This is a genomic window from Sphingomonas sp. (assembly GCF_017304615.1).
Taxonomy (GTDB): domain Bacteria; phylum Pseudomonadota; class Alphaproteobacteria; order Sphingomonadales; family Sphingomonadaceae; genus Sphingomonas.
Window position 1 is genome coordinate 98,666 of record NZ_JAFKLZ010000003.1, and the last position, 22,683, is coordinate 121,348.

At 63.9% G+C, this 22,683-nt stretch carries 18 protein-coding genes; 7 read left to right on the top strand and 11 right to left on the bottom strand.

Annotated features, from left to right (window positions below; translation table 11 throughout):
• The 3 genes from J0J06_RS13095 to trbB are packed head-to-tail and all read right to left on the bottom strand — an operon-like array spanning position 1 to position 1,504.
• Positions 1–264 (bottom strand): VirB3 family type IV secretion system protein, encoded by a 264-nt coding sequence (locus J0J06_RS13095; protein ID WP_294042714.1) that lies wholly within the window; start codon positions 262–264, stop codon positions 1–3.
• Positions 264–578 carry a TrbC/VirB2 family protein gene (locus J0J06_RS13100; protein WP_294042716.1) on the bottom strand — a complete coding sequence of 105 codons (315 nt, stop codon included), beginning with the start codon at positions 576–578 and terminating at the stop codon, positions 264–266. The genes J0J06_RS13095 and J0J06_RS13100 overlap by 1 nt, the downstream gene beginning before the upstream one ends.
• Entirely contained in the window at positions 575–1,504 is a 930-nt protein-coding gene (trbB, locus tag J0J06_RS13105) for a P-type conjugative transfer ATPase TrbB (RefSeq protein WP_294043364.1), read from the bottom strand. Before trbB ends, J0J06_RS13100 begins: the two co-directional genes overlap by 4 nt.
• Before the next feature lie 362 nt (positions 1,505–1,866).
• On the opposite strand from trbB, the gene J0J06_RS13110 reads away from it, so the two are divergent.
• The 7 genes from J0J06_RS13110 to J0J06_RS13140 all read left to right on the top strand — a co-directional run bounded on the left by J0J06_RS13110 (position 1,867) and on the right by J0J06_RS13140 (position 11,238).
• Positions 1,867–2,349 (top strand): hypothetical protein, encoded by a 483-nt coding sequence (locus J0J06_RS13110; RefSeq protein WP_294042718.1) that lies wholly within the window; start codon positions 1,867–1,869, stop codon positions 2,347–2,349.
• Positions 2,346–4,835 (top strand): N-6 DNA methylase, encoded by a 2,490-nt coding sequence (locus tag J0J06_RS13115; RefSeq protein ID WP_294042720.1) that lies wholly within the window; start codon positions 2,346–2,348, stop codon positions 4,833–4,835. Before J0J06_RS13110 ends, J0J06_RS13115 begins: the two co-directional genes overlap by 4 nt.
• A gap of 6 nt (positions 4,836–4,841) precedes the next feature.
• A complete protein-coding gene (locus tag J0J06_RS13120) occupies positions 4,842–5,345 on the top strand; it encodes a PIN domain-containing protein (protein WP_294042721.1) in 504 nt (167 codons plus the stop codon).
• Between the two features lie 79 nt (positions 5,346–5,424).
• Complete coding sequence (locus tag J0J06_RS13125) at positions 5,425–8,991, top strand: type ISP restriction/modification enzyme (RefSeq protein ID WP_294042723.1); 3,567 nt, start codon at positions 5,425–5,427, stop codon at positions 8,989–8,991.
• Positions 8,992–9,062: 71 nt separating this feature from the next.
• Complete coding sequence (locus tag J0J06_RS13130) at positions 9,063–9,680, top strand: hypothetical protein (protein ID WP_294042724.1); 618 nt, start codon at positions 9,063–9,065, stop codon at positions 9,678–9,680.
• A gap of 8 nt (positions 9,681–9,688) precedes the next feature.
• Entirely contained in the window at positions 9,689–10,777 is a 1,089-nt protein-coding gene (locus tag J0J06_RS13135) for an ImmA/IrrE family metallo-endopeptidase (protein ID WP_294042726.1), read from the top strand.
• A gap of 11 nt (positions 10,778–10,788) precedes the next feature.
• Positions 10,789–11,238, top strand: a complete 450-nt coding sequence (locus tag J0J06_RS13140) for a hypothetical protein (protein ID WP_294042728.1) — start codon at positions 10,789–10,791, stop codon at positions 11,236–11,238.
• Positions 11,239–11,333: 95 nt separating this feature from the next.
• On the opposite strand, the gene J0J06_RS13145 is transcribed toward J0J06_RS13140, so the two are convergent.
• From J0J06_RS13145 to J0J06_RS13180, 8 genes are all read right to left on the bottom strand, one after another.
• Complete coding sequence (locus tag J0J06_RS13145) at positions 11,334–12,692, bottom strand: integrase arm-type DNA-binding domain-containing protein (RefSeq protein ID WP_294042730.1); 1,359 nt, start codon at positions 12,690–12,692, stop codon at positions 11,334–11,336.
• 249 nt (positions 12,693–12,941) lie between these two features.
• Positions 12,942–13,553 (bottom strand): alpha/beta hydrolase, encoded by a 612-nt coding sequence (locus J0J06_RS13150; protein WP_294042731.1) that lies wholly within the window; start codon positions 13,551–13,553, stop codon positions 12,942–12,944.
• A gap of 136 nt (positions 13,554–13,689) precedes the next feature.
• A complete protein-coding gene (locus J0J06_RS13155; RefSeq protein ID WP_294042732.1) occupies positions 13,690–15,096 on the bottom strand; it encodes an efflux transporter outer membrane subunit in 1,407 nt (468 codons plus the stop codon).
• A 13-nt stretch (positions 15,097–15,109) separates the two neighbouring features.
• A complete protein-coding gene (locus J0J06_RS13160; RefSeq protein WP_294042734.1) occupies positions 15,110–18,304 on the bottom strand; it encodes an efflux RND transporter permease subunit in 3,195 nt (1,064 codons plus the stop codon).
• Positions 18,305–18,412: 108 nt separating this feature from the next.
• Entirely contained in the window at positions 18,413–19,669 is a 1,257-nt protein-coding gene (locus J0J06_RS13165; RefSeq protein ID WP_294042735.1) for an efflux RND transporter periplasmic adaptor subunit, read from the bottom strand.
• The gene (locus J0J06_RS13170; protein WP_294042737.1) at positions 19,666–20,067 is read right to left on the bottom strand and encodes a hypothetical protein; all 402 of its coding nucleotides are present in this window, start codon (positions 20,065–20,067) and stop codon (positions 19,666–19,668) included. Before J0J06_RS13170 ends, J0J06_RS13165 begins: the two co-directional genes overlap by 4 nt.
• 320 nt (positions 20,068–20,387) lie before the next feature.
• On the bottom strand, positions 20,388–21,002 hold the full coding sequence (locus J0J06_RS13175; protein ID WP_294042739.1) for a TetR/AcrR family transcriptional regulator: 615 nt from the start codon (positions 21,000–21,002) through the stop codon (positions 20,388–20,390).
• A gap of 51 nt (positions 21,003–21,053) precedes the next feature.
• A complete protein-coding gene (locus tag J0J06_RS13180) occupies positions 21,054–22,616 on the bottom strand; it encodes a DHA2 family efflux MFS transporter permease subunit (protein ID WP_294042742.1) in 1,563 nt (520 codons plus the stop codon).
• Between the last annotated feature and the right edge of the window lie 67 nt (positions 22,617–22,683).

The following is a 22,683-nucleotide window of genomic DNA, read 5'->3' on the forward strand; positions in this document are numbered from 1 at the left end:
TCAGCTTTCGAAAAGAGTGGGAAGGGCCATGTGTCGGCGGGCGACGGGCAGGATTTGCGGATCGCGACGCGCGGCGAACACGGCGAGGCCGTGCCCCACCACCGCCATCACGAGGCCCGCGATCCAGAGCCGCAGGCCGATGCCAATCGCAGCGGCGAGCGTGCCGTTGACGATCGCGAGCGCGCGGGGGGCTCCCGCGAGCAGGATCGGCTCGGCGAGCGCCCGATGCACGGGTGCCGCAAACCCGGGCAGGTCCTCCTGCATCAGACGAGTGCCCCGCCGCCGAAGCTGAAGAAGCTCAGGAAGAAAGACGAGGCGGCAAACGCAACCGACAGGCCGAACACAATCTGGATCAGCTTGCGGAACCCACCCGATGTGTCGCCGAACGCGAGCGTCAGACCGGTGATCACGATGATGATCACGCCAATCACCTTGGCAACGGGGCCCTGCACAGAGTCGACGATCGACTGCAGCGGCGTTTCCCACGGCATGCCCGTGCCGCCAGCCCAGGCCGGCATGGCGTAGAGCATCGCGGCAGCGGCAAGGCTGGCGCGACGGATGGTCTGTAATCTGGTCATGAATGTGCTCCTTGGGCGTGGTGGATCGTGAGAAGGCGGTAGCTGCCGTCGGGCTCGAGCCCTTCGACGCGGACGAGTTCGGAAAGTCGGCGTTCGGTGCCCCGTCCGGTCAGCACAGCGATCACGTCGATCGTCTCAGCGATCAGCGCGCGCGGGACATGCGCGATGGCCTCAAGGATCAGCTGCTCCAGCCGGTGCAGCGCGGCAGTTGCGGTGCCGGCATGGATCGTCCCGATCCCGCCGGGATGACCGGTGCCCCAGGCTTTCAAGAGGTCGAGCGCTTCGGGACCGCGTACCTCACCAATCGGGATGCGGTCGGGGCGCAAGCGCAGGCTCGACCGCACGAGATCGGTCATGGTGACGCCGGGCGCAGTCCTGAGCGCCACGACATTGGCGGCATCGCACCGCAGCTCGCGCGTGTCCTCGATCAGGATGATGCGATCCTGGCCGCCCGAGGCGACCGCCAACAACGCGTTGGTCAGCGTGGTCTTGCCGGTCGATGTGCCGCCGGCGACCAGGATGTTGGCACGGGTCTGCACCGCTTGCGCGAGATAGGCCGCCGCGGTCGCGGTCATCGTCCCGGCGGCGACATAGTCGGCCAGTGCAAGTGGTAGGCTTGCCGGTCGCCGGATCGAGAAGACCGGCTCCGTCACCACCGGCGGCAACAGGCCTTCGAACCGCTCGCCGCCTTCCGGCAGCTCCGCCGAGACTCGCGGTGAACCGCGATGGACTTCGGCGCCGACATGGTGCGCGACGAGACGGATGATCCGCTCTGCCTGCATTGGCGACAGCCGTTCTTCAGTCCTCGCCATGCCGCTGTCGAGCCGATCGACCCAGAGCCGGCCGTCGGCATTGAGCATCACCTCGGCAACATTGGGTTCGTCGAGCCAGGCCGCGATCGCCGGACCCAGCGCGCTCTTCAGCATCGCTGTGCCGCGCGCGTGAACGATGGCCGATGGCTGGGTCACTTGGGGCTGTCTCCGTTGGTTCGGACCGCGCCATCACGGCGTCGGAGACAGGTAAAGAATGCGAATTCTGAGCGGTTACAACAGCATTCGAAGGGTGTCGTAGGAGCGGCGGCATTCGGATAAAATGCGGCGGGCTAGCCACTGGCGATCCAGGGTGAGCCCACCCTATGCACTCTATCCAGAGCGAATCGCATCGTCGGTCGCGGGCGATCTTGGTACGTTTTGAAACGGGGCTCGCATGATCCAAGGAGCATCGTTTCTTGCAACGAGAGAGAAAACAGAGCATCTTGTTGTAAACAACAAGATCGTGGGCTGATTTCGTGACGGTTCTCTATACCCCTGGCCAGCTTCGCAGCGCGATATCGATCGCCCCGGAAACCTATCGCCACTGGAAGAAGGCGCTGGCTCCTTTACGAAGGGGACGAGGACATAGTCCGTGCTTCAGCTCAGGCGATCTCGTCGCCGTTTCGGTCATACGATCGCTGGCGATAGATATGGCGGTGCGCGTCGGCGCATTGACGCCGATCGCCGAACCCCTGTTCGAGCTGTGCAACCTGTCACCCTGGCCGACGCTGGAGCGCGCCAAGTTGGTCATCGATGTGGCGAGTGCGCAATTGCAGCTCCGCCCGGAGCTTGCCGAGATCGTTAGCGATCAGCCGCTGATCACCATCCCCCTGGGTCCGATGGTGGCGCGTCTTCGGGAGCAGTTGCTGGCGGCAAGCGATGACCGGGAGCAAACGTCGCTTCGTTTTCCGCCGATGCCGATCAGCGCTTCAGCCTCTGCGCGGGGAGGCCGGCTGTGAACGCCGTCGAACGCATCGCACTAGCCGTCCAGGAAGCCGGCTACCGCTCGGAAGCGGTCGTCCGCGACTATGCCTTCGCGGACGTATTGGTCGACACCAACACGACCCGGACAGTGCCGCTTGTCGCCTTCACGCGAACGCCCCCGTCATATCGGTCCGCGGCGCTCGCGGTCGTGAACGGCGATGGTCGCCATGCCGTCGATCTGGTGAATGAGCACAGGGCACTCGGTGCGCCTCTGCTATTCGTCATCGAGAATGAAGAAGTGACCGTCTGGCAGGTCAGAAGCGTCGATCCTCCCCGCGCGATCGAAAAGATCAAGCTTGCTGATCTGACAGCCTTGTTCGCCCGCAATCAGGTGAACTGGCATCCGGATGCCATCCACCGCGCCAAGTCGGTCGGCACCGCCGGCGGGAGCTACCAGCTCGATTTCGTCGATCTTGGGCTGCTGCCCGCGATCGAAGGCGAGATCCACCTCAAGCTGGATCGCCTGCTGGTCGAGACGCTCGATCTGGTGCGGAAAGCGCCCGGTGGAGATCGCCTCGATCCGCGCACGCTCTTCCGCGTCGTGTTTCGCCTACTTGCCGCAAAGGTGCTGCAGGATCGTCGCCATCCCTATGCCGATGGCTGGAATCCCGAAGACCTAGTGTCGGTTCTGACCGGTATCGAGACCTATTATACACTAGGGGCGATCGGTGGGTCCGCGAACACGGCGCTGCCGGCGATGTTCAATGCCGCATGGCGGCATCTGCGTGCGGGCATCAGTTTTTCAAACATCTCGTCCGACGATCTCGCCTTCGTGTACGAGAACACGCTGGTGACGCCGGAAACACGGAAGCTGTTCGGGACGCACAGTACACCACGCCAGGTGGCGGAATATGTCGTTCAACGCCTCGAACTGCACAATCATAAACCCGAAGATATCAGGATCTACGAGCCATTCGCCGGCGCCGGGGTGTTTCTGGTGTCGGCGCTGCGCCACCTGCGCGATCTCCTGCCCGTGGAATGGTCGGACCAGCAGCGCCACGATTTCCTTATCGGCCATATTTCCGGCGACGAGGTCGATCCCTTTGCGTGCGAGGTGGCGACTCTGTCGCTGATCCTCGCCGACTATCCCAATCACAATGGCTGGCATGTCGAAGAGGCCGATCTGTTCGCCGACGGCGCGCTGGCACGCCGGATCGGTGCGAACAACGTGATTGTCTGCAATCCGCCATTCGAAGCCTTCGATCCCGCCGATAAGGATCGCTACGCGGTCGCGAGCGAAACGCATTCGAAGGCGATCGCTGCGCTCAGCGCCGCAATTGACGCGAAACCGCTTGCCCTCGGATTTGTACTGCCACGATCGTTTATCCTCGAACGCCAGTTCGCGGAACAGCGGCGTCGGATCGAAAGTCTCTACGGCTGCGTCGAGATCCTCAAGCTACCAGACGGGATTTTTGGCGCGTCGGACGTCGAGTCATCAGCGGTCATTGCGCGCGATCTGCGCACGCCAGTTGCAAAAACGATCGCGCTCCGTTCGACCGAGGTCGCTGAACGCGACCGTTCGTCCTTCCTTAAAACCGGGCAAACAACGGTCCATCGCGATGTGACCCGCGCCGTCGATGACCAGCCTGCAGGCCGCCTTTGGATACCGCCGCTGAACGACCTGTGGGACTATCTGAAGAACCATCCAAGGCTCAGCTCGGTTCTAAGGCCAAGCCGAGGGCTAGAGTGGACCTACAGCCAGGACCAGGCGACCAGCGATACGGAGAAGCCGGGATACCGGCTGGGCTTTGCCAATGCGCGCCACCTTCAACAATATCTGCCGCCTCGACCAATCTGGTTGGATTTCCAACCCGATCATCTGCGTCGGGGTGGCGCGCATGACTGGGCACAACCCAAAATCATCGCAAGCGCCACGCGCCTGAGCCGCGGCGCATGGTGCATTGGCGCCTTCGCCGACCCGGAAGGCCTGCTCTGTTCGCAACAGTTTTTCGGTCTCTGGCCTGTCGCCCCGTCGAGCTCGTCCGAGCTGCTCGCGTTGTCGGGCGTTCTCAATGGGCCGGTCGCCAACGCCTTTCTCGCAGTGAACTCACCGAAAGATCGGTTCCGGGCCTCTGTTGTAGGCGATATTCCGATGCCGGTGTCTCTGTCCGTGAAGTTGGAAGAGCTGGTCCATAACTATGTCGCCCTTGTCCAGGCGCCGCCGATATTGGCTGGCGCAGATAACGAGCTTACGCGGTTGCTGGCCCAGATCGATGCCGCTGTCCTTGAAGCTTATGACCTTCCGCTGAGACTTGAGCGGCAGCTTTTGGCGTTTTTCGAAGGCTCTGAACGTCCCGTTCCCCACGGCTGGCAACATTGGGACAATCTCTACCCCGTGCCAGGATTGAACCTAGCCGAACGGGTATCGGGGCGCTTCAGACCTGGCGGAGACTGGGTCCGGAAGATTTTCCAACCCTTGCCCGAGGACCAGCTGTCGTTGCTCCGCGACTATGTGGCCTAGAGGAGAATGGACGCCTATCTTCTCGATACGACGATCCTGTCCATCTATCTGGATCCGACGCATCCCCATCATGCCGAAAAGAGCCTGTCGCTGGCGGCGCTGCCTGCCGACAGCCCGCGCTTCATTTCCGCCGTCGCGCTCGCTGAACTCGGTTTCGGCACCAAACTTGCCGCCGCGATCGGCAAGGGGAATCTGGCGGCCCTGGAGGCGATGCTAGTTCAGGCCCGCTCGCATGCGGTCATCGCCATCACACATCATACGGCGTCGGTTTATGCCGAGGTGAAGGCGCGCATCGCGCAGAAATATCTGGCAAAGGTGCTCCGAAAGGACCGCCCGAAATATATCGAGGAATGGGTCGACAAAGCCACCGGCCAGAAGCTCGGGATTGATGAGAACGACCTCTGGATGTGCGCGCAGGCTAAGGAGCGCGACCTGATCTTCGTGACCGCCGATGGCCGGATGAAGCGCATCCCGGATGCCGATCCCGACGTAAGATTGCTCACGATATGAGCGCGGCCTTGCTGTGGCCGGCGCTGGAAGAGATAGTCTTCTCGGTTCACCGCCCCGGTGCTCCGAGCCTTTTCGATCCATGTCGGGCACGTCGCGCCCGCTGAAAGGTTTCCGGTTGTCCACGCCACTTTCAGAGTCGATCGCAGCCTACTGCGCCGACACGCGCAATCTGGAAGCGCTCCCGTCATCGACGGAAACGACCTTCTATCCAGATGTGCGCACCTTGCTCGCGTCCGTCCTGAAATCCGAAAAGCTGCCGTTCGATGTCCGGACCGGCACTTCGGAAAAAGGCGCTGCCAGCCATGACATGCCGGACTTCGTGCTCGGTGATGGCGCGCTCTTTGTCGGCGTATTCGGCGAGGTCAAACGCGCCAGCACGACGTTAGAAGATCTCGCTGCATCAACCGAGCAGAAGGATCAGATCGGGCGTTACCTCGCGCAAACGGGCGTCGTTCTGCTGTGCAATGTCCGCGGCTTCGGCCTACTCGTGTGCGACCCGGCCTATATAAGAGACGGCGTGACGCCGGTGCCGCCGGACAAGCGGGTGCTGCAGAAAACGGTCGATTTGTGGGCAGCGGTCACCGGCGGTGCCAAACCAAAGGTCGATGCCGAAGCCGTCGCCGCGCTCATCGACATCGTTACCCACGCCGTCACCGACCTGGCGAGGATCGGCGCGCCGTCGGATCTCGCCAAAATCCTCGCGCGGCAGGCCCGCGACGCGAAGGACGCGCTGCCCGGCGATCTCAAGCCGCTCAAGCCGCTGCTCGACGACTATCATCAGGCACTCGGCCTCGCCTTCGACATCGACGACGAAAAAGGGGCGCGCTTCTTCCGCTCATCGCTCGTCCAGTCGGTTTTCTATGCGCTGTTCGCCGCGTGGATCCTGTGGGACAAAGAGGCGGACGCGGAAGCGGTGTTCGACATCGACGATGCCCACAGCTTCCTCCCCATTCCTTTCCTCGACGCGTTGCTGCACGACATTCGCCACCCGGCGCGCATGAAACATCTCGGGCTCGAACCGTATCTGGCGCGGGCGATCGCCACGCTGAATCGGGTAGATCGTCCGCTGTTTCGCGGACGGATGACCTTCCCGACGATCGATGGCGAAACCTCGACCGCGGCCATCACCTATTTCTACGAACCGTTCCTTGAGGCGTTCGATCCCAAGCTGCGCGAGGATCTCGGCGTCTGGTACACGCCGCCCGAGGTTGTCCGCTATCAGGTCCGGCGCGTCCACTATCTGCTCAAGACCGAACTCGGCCGCGCACGAGGCCTGGCCGATCCCGGTGTGATCGTGCTCGATCCCTGCTGCGGGACCGGCGCCTATCTTCTCGAGGTCGCCCGCTGCATTGCCGAAGAACTGATCGCGGAAGGCGACGCCACCACCGTCGGGCTGGAACTGACACGGGCGTTTCAGGACCGCGTCATCGGCTTCGAGATTCTGACCGCGCCCTTCGCGATCGCCCAGTTGCAGCTCTATTTGCTGCTGGAGCAGCTCGGCGCGAAACCGGATCCCGACAGGCGCCTTGCCGTCTATCTGACGAACGCGCTGTCGGGCTGGCACGAGCATGGCGACGTCAAACTCAATTTTCCCGAGATGCGCGAGGAGTTCGACGCCTCCCAGCAGGTGAAGCGCGAGGCCAAGATCATCGTCGTCATCGGCAACCCGCCTTATGACCGCTTCACCGGCGCGGCGCAGGCGGAAGAGGCTGAGCTGGTAGCTCATTACAAGGGAATCGAGCTGGTCGAGCAAAAGACCAAGGACGGCCTGGTCAAGCTCGACAGTTTCGGCCGCCCCTTGATGAAGCAGAAGGGCAGCAGCAGGCTCTATGAGGAGTTCGGGGTCAGGAAGCAGCTGCTTGACGATCTTTACGTTCGCTTTCTCCGGTTGGCCGAAGAGCGGATCGGGATCGCCGCCGACTATGGTGTGGTCTCCTACATCTCCAACTCCTCCTATCTGACGGGCCGGTCCCACCCGCTGATGCGACGGTCGCTGCTGTCGAATTTCCATGCCGTTTGGGTCGACAACCTCAACGGCGATAAATATCGCACCGGCAAGGTTATCCCCAAGGGTCTGCCCGGCGCCGGCACGCGCGACGACAGCGTGTTCACCACGGACATGGACTCGCGCGGTATCCAGCCCGGCACGGCGATCGTTACATGGATCAAGCGCGCCGAGGCGCCGACCGCGCCGGCCGCCACCCAGGTCCACTATCGCGATTTCTGGGGTCCAGCCGCGCGGAAACGCGAAGCGCTGATCGCCAGCCTGTCGAGCGGGGAGGCGATCGTCCCCGGCGAGGCGCCGGCCTATGAGGATATTCATCCCAGCGCCGAAGGACGCTGGCGGCTCTCGCCGCGCGTGATCGAGGGCGGCTTCGAGGCCTGGCCGGCGCTCGACGAACTATTCCCAACAAAATTCCAGGGAGTGAATCACAATCGAGGCGTCGAAGGCGGCGTGATCGACGCAGATACCGCCACGCTGACGACCAGGGTCCGGAAATACTTTGACGCCGAAAGCTTTCAGAGCGCCGCTCTTGCCGCTCCCGAAATCGCTGAAGCGAAAGCGCGGTATAAACCGGAAAAGGCGTGGGCTGCCCTCAAGGAAGAGGGACATTTTAAGACCGACAGCGTGAAGCCGTTTCTGACTTTCCCGCTTGATCAGCGGAATATCTATTACGTCGAGAAACACAAATGGCTCAATGAGGCCCGGCCGGAATTCTCGCAAAACCTCGCCGACAACGAATGGCTGATCACCGTTCCGGAACCGCGCAAGGTATCCGAGACGTGGCCGCTTTACGCCACCACGCTGGTAAATCTGCATGTCCATGAACGTGGTTCGGTGGTTTTCCCGCGCGAGACGATCAGCAACGACCTGCTTGCGCACCGCGATGCCAATATCGCCGAGCCGGCTTGGCGGGTCCTGCGCGAGCATTTTGGCCTCTCCGGGGAACGCAGCGGCGATGCCGCACGACTCTTGGTCCGCAGATTATTCCGTGTCTCCTTCGCCCTGCTCCATGCCCCGAGCTATCAGACTGAACATAAAAGCGCGCTGTCCAGCGATTGGGCTCATATTCCCATTCCGAAGAACACCGACCTGTTCGATAAAATGGTGGACGCCGGCGAGAAGGTCGTGCGCCTGCTCGACGCCAATAGGGATGCGCGCGACGTAATCGACGCCGTGCTGACGCCCGCGCGCTCCGCCCTTCTCGGACAGCTCCGCCGGGTCGATGGCGCACAAGTCTCGTCGGACGACCTTAAGCTGACGGTGACATATTGGGGCGGCGGCAAGGGCAAATGGACCCCACGCCCATTCACCGATCCCGAGCTGCCCGACGCGGCGTGGGATCAAATGTGGGGAGATCACACCGGGGATCTTTTCCTGAACGATGAAGCGCATTTTGCGCATGTTCCAGAGGCGGTATGGGGGTATCAGCTCGGCGGCTATCCCGTGCTCAAGAAGTGGCTCGGCTACCGCCAAGCTGACCGCCGGGTGGGCCACGGAATCACCGACGAGGAGCGCCGCTGGCTGCGGCAAATGATCCAGCGGATTGCAGCGCTTCTTGCACTTAGATCGACTCTCGACACACTTTATCAACAAGCCGTGGCAGAATGTTTTTTGGCGGGCGAGCTTGGTCTCAGGGTTTAAGAATTTTAAACGCATTGACGTGCTAACTTTTATCTGCTCAAATGAGGTGTGAAAAGTTAACAGGGGTGGTCATGGCGGTCCTCGCAGAAGAATTTGAAGTCGCACCCCGCCTCGAGCAGCTTCGCGTGACCAGGGCGGAGCTGCTCCAGGTCGTCCGCGCCGCGGTCGGCGCTCGGCGCAACGCCACGCCCTTTCATCCGCTCAGCGCAGGCGGGCTGCTCGCCTACCTCGCAGGCACCGAACATCTTCGCCGCGTATTTCTGCCGCAGGGCTGGCAGACATGCCGGCGTGACAATATCGAATCGATCTTCCACGCCGAGATCGGCATCAAAATCGTCTATCAGAATGCCGACCGTGCGGGGGATCCCATCTGCGATCCGATTGCCGCCTCGAAAAAGGGAGCCGGCGCGGCACGCGCTGTCGAGCTTGGCCAATATGACCTCTTCCCCGAAGTGCGGGAGCAGGAAGTGGCCGAGATCACGGCGGCGACATGGTATCTGTTCGTCTATGCCGACGGTCCCGACGTTCGTGCTGAGCTTTCCTGCCCTGTCGCGATCAACGACGAGCAGTTCGACCAATTCCACGAGCGCATCCTCCTCGTGCAGAAGGGCGATTGGGATAATCCCGACCCGCTGGCGGACGACGCGCCCCCGGTCGATTTCGAGGTGTCTGTTTCGCGTAAGAACTGACGATTGCTATGTTTAACCATCGTAGGCTCATTCTCGGCCGGAAACGGCGAAAGATGACCGCGCGCGCGCTCGCCACGGCGGTGGGCGTCTCGCCAATTACGATCTCGCGCCTGGAAAACGGTGTGAATGAACCCGAAGAGGAAACACTGAGCGCTCTTTCCAGAGTGCTAGATTTTCCCCCCGAGTTCTTCTTTGCGGGAGATTTTGATGATCTCCCAGTTCAGTCGGCCAGCTTTCGCAGCCTGACCTCCATGACGGCCAAAGAGCGCGACGCGGCGCTGTCGGCTGGCACCATCGCCTTCCTGTTCGACGACTGGATTGAAGAGCGATTCAATCTTCCTGCCCCTGACGTACCCGACCTTCGCGCGGACGCCACACCGGAGGCAGCCGCGCAGGCCGTGCGGGAATATTGGGGTTTGGGTCAGCAGCCTGTTCCCAACATGGTCAAGCTGCTGGAGGCCAAGGGCGTCCGCGTCTTTTCGCTTTGCGAGGACACCAAGACCGTCGACGCTTTTTCATGTTGGCGAAATGCCCAGCCCTTTGTGTTCCTCAACACCTTCAAATCGACCGAGCGCAGTCGTTTCGACGCAGCACATGAGCTGGGGCATCTGGTCATGCACCGGCATGGCGAACAGCAGGATAGCCGGCAGGCCGAAAACGAAGCTGATCAGTTCGCCTCGCACTTCCTAATGCCGCAAGACGATGTCGCAGGCAGAATCCGTTACGTCACTGGGCTTGAGGAGGTCATCCACGCGAAAAAGCGGTGGGGCGTCTCAGTGGCCGCACTGACCTACCGGCTGAACAAAATGGGCGTTGTCAGCGAGTGGCAAAACCGGACGTTCAATATCGAAATCTCACGTCGGGGCTACCGAACCCGCGAACCGGAGGGTTTGGACCCGGAATGCTCAGTGGTCTGGCCGCAAGTATTGGGTGCATTGTGGAGTGAACGCACCACGAGGGATCACATCGCCGCCGAGTTGCATCTGCCGACGCATGAGCTCGAGAGCATCCTCTTTCGGCTTGTCGATGGCATATCGCATCGCGGTCCGGGGCTGCTGGGCAATGATATGAGGTTGGTCTCGACGCAGGATAATTAGAAAGGCTCGGCTTGGACGAAGGTACGCCCGAACGACTCCGGCGCATCTGGAATCAGAAGGAGATTCCGGTCCTGCTGAGGCGGGGGCCGGGGCATCGCCTCCGGATGAGACTGCCATATGAGATCACCAACAGAGCTTGGATCCGCCGCGAGCGTCGTTCCAATCCCGAGTGGGACGAGCAGCGCCGCTTCTGGGAAACCCCGCAAGCCTGGTTCAACGCGCTCGTCGCGCAGTGTCTCGAGAAATTCGGCAAGGTCTATATCATTCAGCCCTATCGCGAGCAGGAGAAATGCGCGCCGGCTTGTTGGAATGCGACCGGTGACGAATGTCAGTGCTCCTGCATGGGCGAGCATCACGGCATGCACAGCCCGGCGGGACAATGGAAAATAGTCTCCGACACATTCGCCACGTCCTGGGGCGAACAGGCCTTGGCTTGCCGTCTTGTGGAGCGCAAAATCTAGATTTTGTTGAGATAGCTGACTGCGACCCCATGTCTCAAGCGTGAAGATCGATCCGCTGGGCCCTGCGTATCCTGGTGTCGTAGTGATGATCCCCACTATGCCGCCATCCGCTTCTCCTCGCCTGCAGGTTCAGAATCATTTCCAGCTGCCTTCTGCAGGAAGCGGGCGAGTGCAGCCTTCCGTGAATCGCGATCGAGAGCATATGCGGTTTGCTTGAACTCCACACCATCAAGCAGGCCTTGAATATAACCCGAGATCGTGTCCGCTGCCATGATCAGCGCCGTGTCGAGGGTATGAATGTAATTGCCCGTGACAGAGCCCTTGGCGTGACCCACTAGGGCTGCGATCGTGACCTCCGTGAAGCCCAAGTCATTCGCGATGCTCGCGAAGCTGTGGCGAAGAACGTGCGGCGTCACGTCTGCCAACGGAGTATCCTCGACGAGCTTCTTCCAGTGTTTGGGAAAGCTGCCGAACGCATTATCCTCACCCTGACCGGGGAACAGATAAGAGCCTGTCGTAGCCTCCATGCGAGCTTCGAGAGCCTCGACCACGGGGAGGCCGATCGGTCGCACCGACATCCCCTCCTTTGTGTCGCTAAGCCGTAGGCAGCTCGCGGTCGTATCCGCCTCCGTCCGTCCAAGGTTGATCACCTCGCTGCGACGGCAGCCGGTCAGCGCGATCACTCTGCCGAGTTCGGCTGCAAGTGCGTATTTACCGTCGCTCCTGGCGTCGTCAAGAATCTGGCCCAGAAGACGATATTCGGACTCGATGAGGCGCCGCTCCCGGACATTGTCCTTGGGCTTACGAATTCCGTGGGCGGGATTCGTGTCGATGATCCCAGCATCGATCGCGTAAGTGAAGATGCCACCGAGCAGCCCAATCGTTCGAGTGGCGGTGCCCACGCCGCCGCGGACGATTGCCTTGCCGCGGAGTTTCTTGGTTTTGACGACGGTCGCCGTCTTACCCGCCATCACGTCCTTGAGCAGGCGGTTTACATCGACCTTTGTTACGTCCCTGACCTTCCGCGTGCCGACGAGCGGGATGATGTGGCGGGCGATGCGCCCTTTATCAGTGACGATCGTGCTCGCCTTCTTCGGGCGACCGCCCTTCCCGAGGATGAGCCCGGCTTCGAGATCGGCGAGGTAAAGCTCGCAAAGCTCCTTCATTGTTATCGCCTTGCGATCGAGCTGGCGCTCCTCGGCCGGGTCGTCCCCCTTTGCGATCCGACCAAATAGAACCTTTGCCTCTTGCCTAGCAGTCTCAGGCGTCCAAACCCCGTGCAAACCGATCGTATAGCGCCGCGACCGGCCGGCGGCGCGGTACTGAAGAACATAGCTGCGCTTGCCGGAGACGAATACGCGCAGCCCGAAGCCCGGCAGTTCGTCGTCCCAAATGACATAATCGTTGGCGCGCCCCTCGGCGGCATCCACGACACGTTTTGTGATCTTACCCATGACAATCCTCCAGCTTTCGCTGGAAATCCGCGTAAGCACCACGTAAGCAGGCTGGCGGAAATCACAGCGCACCGATGGATACGAATGTCGCTATGCCCTTAGAGAATTTTTAGACTTTCCAACCAGATAGCGTAGCATAGCGTGCAATCGCATGCATCTAGGTTGGTCCCGTCTATTCCCTCCGAAGGCAGAGGCCACAGGTTCGAATCCTGTCGGGTGCGCCATTCCCACCGTCCGCTCCGCGCCGCCCTATTTGCGGGTCGTTGCGAGCAAGTCGATGCCCGGCAGGATCGTCGGTTCGACGGGCGCAGCGGGTGCAGGCAGCACCCATGACGCGTCGATCAATTCCATCAGGTGCGGTTCGTACACGAGCGGATGCCCCAGGAGCGTGCGCCGCGCGACCTCTGCGGAGGCATCGGCATCGACGAACTGGCTGCCCCAGGTATCCGCGAGGTCGAGCACTTGCTGGATGATCGGGGAGGCGTGGCTCGTCACGATCGACGGGAAGGGTAGTCTGGTCCCCGGGCTGGGGCGCAGGCTGCGCGCGACCGGTGCTTCGGACGGCGAGAAGCTGAGCGGGGAAAGGAACACCGCGCCGACGACGCGTTCGATATAGGATTTCGGCGAAAGCTGCGCCCACCACGCGACGGCGAGGCACGCGACGCCCTGCGCGACGATCAGCGTCGGATCGCCGGGTCGGCCCAGCGCCGTGTCGAGCTGGACCGCCCAGCGGCCGCCATGCGCCCAGCCGTTGAAATCGAGCTCCAGCCTGTCCTGCGACGCTGGCGCTCCGCCACGGCTGGTGACTCTCAGCACCTTGAGCTGGCCGAAATTGAAGGCTGGGCGGTCTGCGAATGGCATTGCGTATTCTCATCAGCGAGGGACACAACGAACCGAATCGGGCTACGACTTACCGCTTGATGCTATTCCTACTGCATTGATCTGCAATTGTGCTGCGCCAGACTGGACGGACGCAGCGCCAAATTGAAAATCGCCGTCAGGACGACCATCCGCCGCCGAGCGCCCGGAACACGTCGATCTGGGCGTCGGCGATGCGCGCATCCTGTTCGGCCAGCGCCGCTTCGGTCTCGGCCGCCGTCCGCTCCGCGTCGAGCCAGGCGAGCGAATCGACCGCGCCTTCGCGTTGCTGCGCGCGAGTGATCGCCGCCGCCTTCGCCGCTTCGTCGCGCGCCGCCTTCAACGCGGTCCGCCGCTCGAGCGCGCGGGCATAGTTGGACAAGGCGGTTTCGGTTTCCTCCAGCGCGCGCAGCAGGGTGCCGTCGAACGTCGCGAGCGACGCCTGCGTGTCGGCCTTCGCCCCCGCGATTCTGGCGCGCGCGGCTTCCTGGTTGGGGAACGCCCAGTTGATCAGCGGGCCAACCAGCCAGCGCAGCGGCCCGCCGCCGAACACGTCGCCGATGTTGGGGCCGGTCGATCCGATCGACGCGCCGAGCGAGATGTGCGGGTAAAGCTCGGCGGTGGCGACCCCGATCCGCGCGGTATCGGCGCCCAGACGGCGTTCGGCCGCGCGTACGTCGGGGCGGCGCGCGAGCAGCGCCTGGCCGTCGCCGACCGGGATCGGTTGCGTGATTTCCAGTCCGACGCTGCGCTCGCCGGCGATGGCGGGCAAATCGGCGGGCGTGCGTCCGGTCAGCGTCGCGAGGCGGAACAGCGCCGCTTGGCGCTCGGCCGCGATCGCCGAAATATCGGCGGCGCGCTGCTGGCGGAGCGTGGCGATACGCGACACGTCGAGTTGCGTGTTGAGGCCGGCTTCGTGGCGGCGCTGGGTTAGCAGTAGCGAGCGATCGAGCAGGCTGACTATCTGGTTCGCGACCTTCAGCCGTGCCGCGCCCGATGCGGCGTCGGCATAGGCCCGGGTGGTGTCGGCGACGACCGCGATGCGCACGGCGTCAGCATCGGCGGCGGCGGCAGCAGCGTCGCCGCGCGCCGCCTCGATCCCGCGCGCGACGCGGCCGAACAGATCGACTTCGTAGGAAACATTGAGGCCGGCATCGACCGACCAATCCTCTCTCGGAGCGCCCGGCGCGCGCTGGCCTTCGGGCAATCGGCCATAGGTGCCCCCGGCGGAGATCCCGGTGGAGGGGAGCCGGTCCGACCGCGCGCCACGCAGACTCGACCGCGCCTTTTCGAGCCGCGCGACCGCGACGCGAACGTCGGTATTGGACTTGAGCGCGTCGGCGATCAGTCCGTCGAGTACCGGGTCCTGATAGAGCCGCCACCAGTTGGTCGCGACCGGATCGCTCGATAGCGCGGGCGAATTGGCCGACACGAACGGTCCTGCCGCCGCCAGGGGCGGGGTCGGCGCGACATAGTTCGGCCCGGCCGCGCAGGCAGCGAGCGCCAGCGTCGACGCTGCGGGCAACAGGGTACGAAGCGAGATCATCTTCGAAAGCTCCTTATTCGGCCGGCTGCAGCGCGCCGGACGGACCGGCATCGCGAGCGGCGCGGTTCCCGCGCGGCCGGGCGAGACGATCGCCCAGCGCGCGGCACACGACGTAGAAAGTGGGGGTGAACAACAGGCCGAACGCGGTGACGCCGATCATCCCGAAAAACACCGCGGTGCCCAGGGCCTGGCGGAGTTCCGCGCCCGCGCCGCTCGCGATCAGCAACGGCACAGTGCCGAGGATGAAGGCGAAGCTGGTCATCAGGATCGGGCGCAGCCGCGTCTGCGCTGCGCGGATCGCGGCCTCGACCGGGGACAGGCCGTCCTGCTCCTCGCCCTGCTTGGCGAATTCGACGATCAGGATCGCGTTCTTCGCGGCGAGCGCGATCAGCACGACCAGCCCGATCTGCGTCAGCACATTATTGTCCATGCCGCGCAGGTTCACGCCGACCATCGCCGCCAGCAGACACATCGGCACGATCAGGATGATCGACAGCGGCAGGACGAGGCTTTCGTATTGCGCCGCCAGCACCAGGAAGACGAATACCACCGCCAGCGCGAACACGATGCCCGCGGTGCTGCCCGCCGCCTTCTGCTGGAAAGCGATGCCGGTCCATTCGGTCCCGTAATCGCTCGGCAGGGTCGTGTCGGCGAGTTGTTCCATCGTCTTGAGCGACTGGCCCGAGGAGAAGCCGGGAGCGGTGTCGCCATCGACCTCGACCGCCGGGAACAAATTGTAGCGCGTCACGCGATACGGCCCGGTCTTGTCGCTGAACGTCGCGACCGACCCGATCGGCACCATCTCGCCCGAATTGGACCGGGCCTTAAGGTTGGCGATGTCGGCGACGGTCGCGCGGAACGGCGCATCGGCCTGCGCCGTCACACGATAGGTGCGGCCGAGCAGGTTGAAGTCGTTGACATAGGCCGAGCCGAGATAGACGCCCAGCGCTTCGAACACGCGTTCCGGCGGCACGCCCAGCAAGTCCGCCTTGGCGCGGTCGACATCGGCGAACACGCGCGGCGTGCCAGTGTCGAAGAAGCTATAAACCATCGCGAGGCCGGGGGTCTGGTTGGCCTTGCCGATCAGACCGAACGACTTCTGCGCGAGGTCGTCGTAACCGTGTCCACCACGATCCTGCACGATCATGCGATAGCCGCCGGCCGAGCCGATGCCCTGGATCAGCGGCGGCGGCACGATCATCAGCCGCGCTTCGTTGATGTCAGCGGTCGCTTTGCGCGCTTCGTCCATGATGCTGCCGAGCGTGACGCCCAGCTTCTCGCGATCCTCGAAGCTCTTGAGCGGGATATAGGCGGCGGCCGAATTGGGCGCGAGCGTCTGCGACGGGCCGTCGAACCCGGCGAGCATCACCGCGCCCTTTACGCCCTTCAAGGGCAGGATGCGGTCGGCGACCTTGCGCATCACGGCGTCGGTGCGCTCGACACTGGCGCCAGGGGGCAGCGAGATGACAGTCAGGAAATATCCCTGGTCCTGCGCCGGGATGAACCCGGTCGGCGTCGCCCAGAACAGGGCGCCCGTCGCCGCGATCAGCCCGCCATAGACAGCCATCATCCGCTTCGGCTTGGCGACCAGTGCGGCGGTCAACCGTGCATAGGCGTTGCTCATCCGGTCGAACCCGCGATTGAAGCGGTCGCCGGCGGCGAGCACCAACTGGTGCAGCCGGCCACCGGTCTTTTCCTCGGCGCGCGCGCGCAACAGCAAGGCGGCGAGCGCCGGCGAAAGGGTGAGCGACAGCAGCAGCGAGATGATTGTCGCGGCGGTGATCGTAATGGCGAACTGTTTGTAGAACGCGCCCGACAGGCCCGTGAGGAACAGGGTCGGCACGAACACCGCGCACAGCACCAGCACGATCGCGACCAGCGCCGCCGACACTTCGTCCATCGACGTCCGCGCCGCCTCGAGTGGCGACAGGCCGTGCTCCAGGTTGCGCTCGACATTCTCGACCACGACGATCGCGTCGTCGACGACGATGCCGATCGCCAGCACCAGGCCGAACAGCGACAGGTTGTTGAGGCTGTAGCCGAGCGCCGCCAGCACCGCGAAGGTGCCGATCAGCGAAACGGGAATCGCGACCACCGGGATGATCGCCGCGCGCCATTTCTGCAGGAACACCAGGATGACGAGCACGACCAGTACGACCGCCTCGAACAGCGTGTGCATCACGGCGTCGATCGACTGGCTGATGAACTCGGTCGGGTTGTAGATGACGCGATAGCCGAGTCCCTTCGGGAACTTCTGTGACATCGCCTCCATCTCGGCGGATACGGCCTTGGCGGCGGCGAGCGCGTTCGAGCCGGGGCGCTGGAACACCGCGAGGATCACGGTCGGCTTGCCCGAGATATATGTGTTGGAATTATAGTCCGACGCGCCGAGCTCGACGCGCGCGACGTCCGACACGCGGACCTGCCGGCCGCTGGCGTCGGTGCGGATCACGATGTTGCCGAATTGCGCGGGGTCGGTCAGCCGGCCCTGCGTCTCGACGTTGAACTGAAAGGCGTTGCCCTGCGCATAGGGCGGCTGGCCGAGCGAGCCGGCGGCGACCTGCACGTTCTGCGCGCGCAACGCCTGGACGATCTCGCCCGCGGTCAGGTCGAGCGCGGCGGCGCGGTTGGGGTCGATCCAGACGCGCATCGCATAGTCGCGATTGCCGAACAGCTGCACGTTGCCGACGCCGTCGATCCGGCTCAGCCGGTCGCGCACCTGCGTCAGGGCATAGTTGGACATGTACCCGCGATCGAGCGACCCGTCGGGCGAGACCAGGTTCACGACCATCAGGAAGTCGGGCGAGGTCTTGCGCGTCACCACGCCGATCCGCTGTACTTCCTCGGGCAGGCGCGGCACGGCGATCGCGACGCGGTTCTGCACCAGCACCTGCGCGGCGTCGAGATCGGTGCCGATCTTGAACGTGACGGTGATCGTGACGTTGCCGTCGCCGGTCGACTGGCTGCTCTGATAGAGCATGTTGTCGACGCCGTTGATCTCCTGCTCGATCGGCGCCGCGACGGTTTCCGCCACGGTTTCGGCCGAGGCGCCCGGATAGCTCGCCGAGACCGTCACGGTCGGCGGCACGATGTCCGGATATTGCGACACCGGCAGCCCCCAATAGGCGATCGCGCCGACCAGGGTGATCACCACCGCGATGACCGCGGCGAAAATCGGGCGCGAAATGAAGAAGCGCGACAGGCGCATGGTGTCTATTCCTCGAAACAAGAGGTCCCTGCGCTCCTGCGAAAGCGGGAGCCTGGGGTAGGTCGGGATGCGTGGCCCTGGGCTCCTGCGTTCGCGGGAGCACCAGGACTATTGCGCGAGCGTCGCCTGGCCGGGAGTGGGTGGCGCGATGGCGGGTGCGGGGGTGGCGGCGACTGGCTTGATCGCGCCGATCACGACCTGAACCTTGCTGCCGGGCATCGCCATCTGCGTGCCGGTGATGACCACCCGGTCGGACAGCGTCAGGCCGCCGCGAATCACCCGCAGGCCGTCGACCACCGGCCCGAGCTGAACCGGCTTGGCCGACACGGTCCCGTCCTTGCCGACGACCAGCACGGTCTTGCGCGCCTGATCGGTGACGATCGCGCTGTCGGGCACCATGAGCGCCGGGACGGTGCCGCCACTCGCCAGCCGCATGTTGCCGAACATGCCGGGCGTCAGGAACAGCGCCGGATTGCTCAGCACCGCGCGGCCGCGGATTGTCCCCGATTTGGGATCGAGTCCGTTGTCGGTGAAGTCGAGCCGGCCCTTCCAGCGATAATCGCCTTCGTCCTGCAAGCGGATCTCGACCGGCGAGGCGGCGCCCGCGCCGGCGCGCTTGGCCTTGAGGAACAGCGCTTCCGATCCGTCGAAGCTGAAATAGATCGGGTCGAGCGCGTTGATCGTGGTGAGCAGGGTAGCGTTCGCGCCCTCGCCCGCCGCGACCAGATTGCCGATGTCGATCTTGCGGTCGGAAATGCGACCGCCGATCGGCGCGCGGACCACGGTGAACTCCATGTCGAGCGCCCGCGTGCGGACGCGCGCCTGCGCGGCGGCGAGGCTGGCCGAAGCGGCCTGGACCTGTGCCTTCAGCCGATCGACCTCGCTCTTCGACACGGCGTCGACATCGACCAGCTTGAGCGCGCGGTCGTAGTTGGCGCGCGCGAGAGCGAGGTCGCTGTTCGCGGTCGCGATGCCCGCCTGTGCTTCCGCCAGCGCGGCGGCATAGGGGCGCGGGTCGATCGTGAAGAGCGGCTGGCCCGCCTTGACGATCTGGCCGTCGGTGAAATGGATTGCGACCACCGCGCCGGAGACGCGCGGGCGCACCTCGACGCTGCGGCTCGGTTCGAAGCGGCCGACATAATCGTCCCATTCGGTCACGTCGCGTTGCAAGGGCGTGGCGACGGTGACGGTAGGCGGCGGCGGTGCGGCCATGGCCGGGTTGGGGCGCTGGACGAGGCCGTAGCCGCCGGCCAGCACGACCAGCGGGGCGACGACCCACATCGCGCGCTTCCACAGCGCGGAACGGCCGGGCGCAGCCTCGACGGGCTGCGCTTCGGTGTCCTTGATCGGGGCGATCATGTTCATCGACGGAATCTCCGGGGAAGCTTGGCGCGGATCGCGTTGATCCGACCAAGCAGCAAATCGTAGTGATCGGGGGTGAAGCCCGCGGCGAGGAACAGACGAACCTCTGCGGGGGCGACGGCATAGCCGCGATACCAGCTCAGCACTGCCATGCGGCGCAACGCTTCGAGCCGGCCGTCGGACAGCGCGGTCGCGACGCGGCCGCCGAACATCCAGCGCAAGGCGCGGACGATCGGGCCGGCGGGGCGGATCGAGGAAAGCTTGTCGTGCTGCGCGATCTCGACCACCTGCCATTCGAGCGGGGTCAGTTCGGCGGCCTTGCGAAAGCCCTTGGGCGCGACGGCGGGACGGTCGAGCAGCAGGGCGCCGCCGTCAGCCGGTGAGAAATCGAGATAGGCCATGGCCATTTCCTCCTTGTTCTTGGGGCCGGCGCAGAGGGGATGCGCCGGCCCGGTCCCGGCAGCGGGAGTCCGCCGGGATGTTCATTTTTTCGATCATGGACGACCCTGGTCCGGCACGGCAGGAAGCGGCACCCGGGCAGGGACGGCATTTTAAGCCAACTTCAGATCAGGATGTGATCACGCCGGGTCCGGTTTGACTCTCTGGCTCGAGCAGCGATCCATGTTCTATACCGTGCAGTATAGAAAGCGTTCAGGCCGAGTTCAACCCTTATTTTTATACCGAACGATATTTTTTGCGATGCAGTATGAAAAGGCCGGGTTCAACGGCTCGGCCATACCGCCAGGCTGGTGTCGACCAGCCGCTGCAATTCCTCGCGCGTCGCGCCCGCGCCGGCCTGCACCGCCATGCCCTGCAGCAACGCTATAAGATATTTGGTGATGCCGTCGGCATCGACCGGGCCATGAAAATCGCCGTCGGCGATCGCTTGCTCCATGCGCTCGACCAGTGCCGCATACGCGACCTTGCCGCGTTCCAGCACTTCCAGACGAATCGATTCCGCTTCCGCGCCGCACGCGATCGAGGTGATGACGCCCAGGCACCCATGCGGCTCCGACGCGCCGGTCTGGTTCGCCAGCGCGCCCTCCAGCAGATGCTGGGCGACGCCGCGTGCGGAGGGGGCCTTCAGTGCCTCGCCCATGTAACAGAGCTTTTCACGCTCGTAGAGGTCGAGCGCTTTGCGGAACAGTTCCTCTTTGTTGCCGAACGCGGCGTAGAGGCTGGGACGCGTGATCCCCATAGCTTCGGTGAGGTCGGTCATCGACGCGCCCTCATATCCCTTGCTCCAGAATACGCGCAAAGCGGCGACCAGCGCCTGATCGATGCAGAATTCGCGAGGGCGCCCACGCGAGGGAACGGATTCCAGGACTGTTTCCATAACGGGCGGTATATAATAAGCGAGTCCGGGTTCGTCCAGTCCCCGGTCCGATCAATGTGCGTCGGGTGGCGGGCCGCTGATCGACGGCGGCTTGCAGAACGGCACCATCACCAGTGCTGCCAGAAAAAGCCAGGCCATCATGCGGAAGACGTCGTCGAACGCCAGCGTCAGCGCCTGACGCCCGACGACCTTCGCCAGGATCGCGTCGGCGGCGAGCGCGGCGCGTTGCGGATCGGGCACGGCCCGGCCGATGCCCTGCGCCAGCCCGGCGGCCATTTCCTGTGCAGCGCGCGCCGACTGGCCCAATGCCTCCGACAGGCGCAGCACGTGCAACCGCGTCGCATCCTGCAGCCAGGTGTTCGCCACCGCGATGCCGATCGCCCCGCCCAGGTTGCGCATCAGGTTGAACAGCCCCGATGCATAACGCAGTTCCGCGCCCTGAAAATTACCCAGCGCCAGCCCGACCGACGGCACGATGCACAGCATGATCGCGAAACTGCGCACGACTTGCGGCCAGAACAAAGCGGCGAACCCCCAATCGGGCGTCATGTAGCTGAACAGCCATAGTCCGACGGCGAACAGCGACAGGCCGACGGTGATGACGATCCGCTGATCGACTCGTTGCGACAGGCTGGCGGCGATCGGCACGCCGAGCAGTTGCGCGACGCCCGCGATGAACACCGTCGTCCCGACCTCCGCCGCATTGTATCCCCGCACGCGCCCCAGGAAGATCGGCACCAGATACGTGCCCGCATACAGGCCGAACCCGATCACCAGATTGAACATGCAGGCGAAGGCGAAGGTCGGCTTGCGGAATGGGGTCAGCTTGACGATCGGCCCGTCCGACCGGAACGATCGTTCGAGGAACAGCACGAACGCGACCAGCGACAGCCATGCGCCGACCGCGATCGACGGGTCGCCCAGCCAGTCGTTCTTCGGTCCTTCCTCCAGCACATATTCGAGTCCCGCGAGGAACGCCGCCATCGACCCCAGATGGACCCAGTCGATTCGCTTGAGCATCGCTAGGTTCGGGGTGTCGACGTGGACCAGCGTCAGCACCATCACCGTCACGATCGTGCCTGGTGCCACGTTGATGAAGAACACCCAGCGCCACGTCAGCGCATCCGTGATCCACCCGCCGACCGTCGGACCCAGCGTCGGCGCGAGGACGGAGACCATGCCCAGGATCGCGGGGATCATCGCCCGCTGCTTGCCCTCGAACAGGACGTAACCGGTCGCGAACACGGTCGGCACCATCGCGCCGCCGACGAACCCCTGCACCGCGCGGAACAGGATCATCGATTCGATGCTCCACGCGAACCCGCACAGGATGCTCGCCAGCGTGAACAGCCCCGCCGACAGCGCGAACAGCCAGCGAGTCGACAGCGCCTGCGCCAGGAAGGCGGAAAACGGAATCATCACCAGTTCGGCCATCAGATAAGCCGTCTGCACCCAACTGATCTCGTCCGGTCCCGCGCTCAGCCCCGCCTGCACTTCGTTGAGCGACGCGGCGACGATCTGGATGTCGATCAGCGCCATGAACTGGCCGAACGCCATCACCGCAAAAATCAGATATTTCTGACGGTTGCTCAGCGCCGCCGGGTTGAACGGCACGGCTGGAGCATGGTGCGACGCCTGGGAAGAGAGTGGAATCGACGCCAAGTTGCTTGCCTCCAGCCGC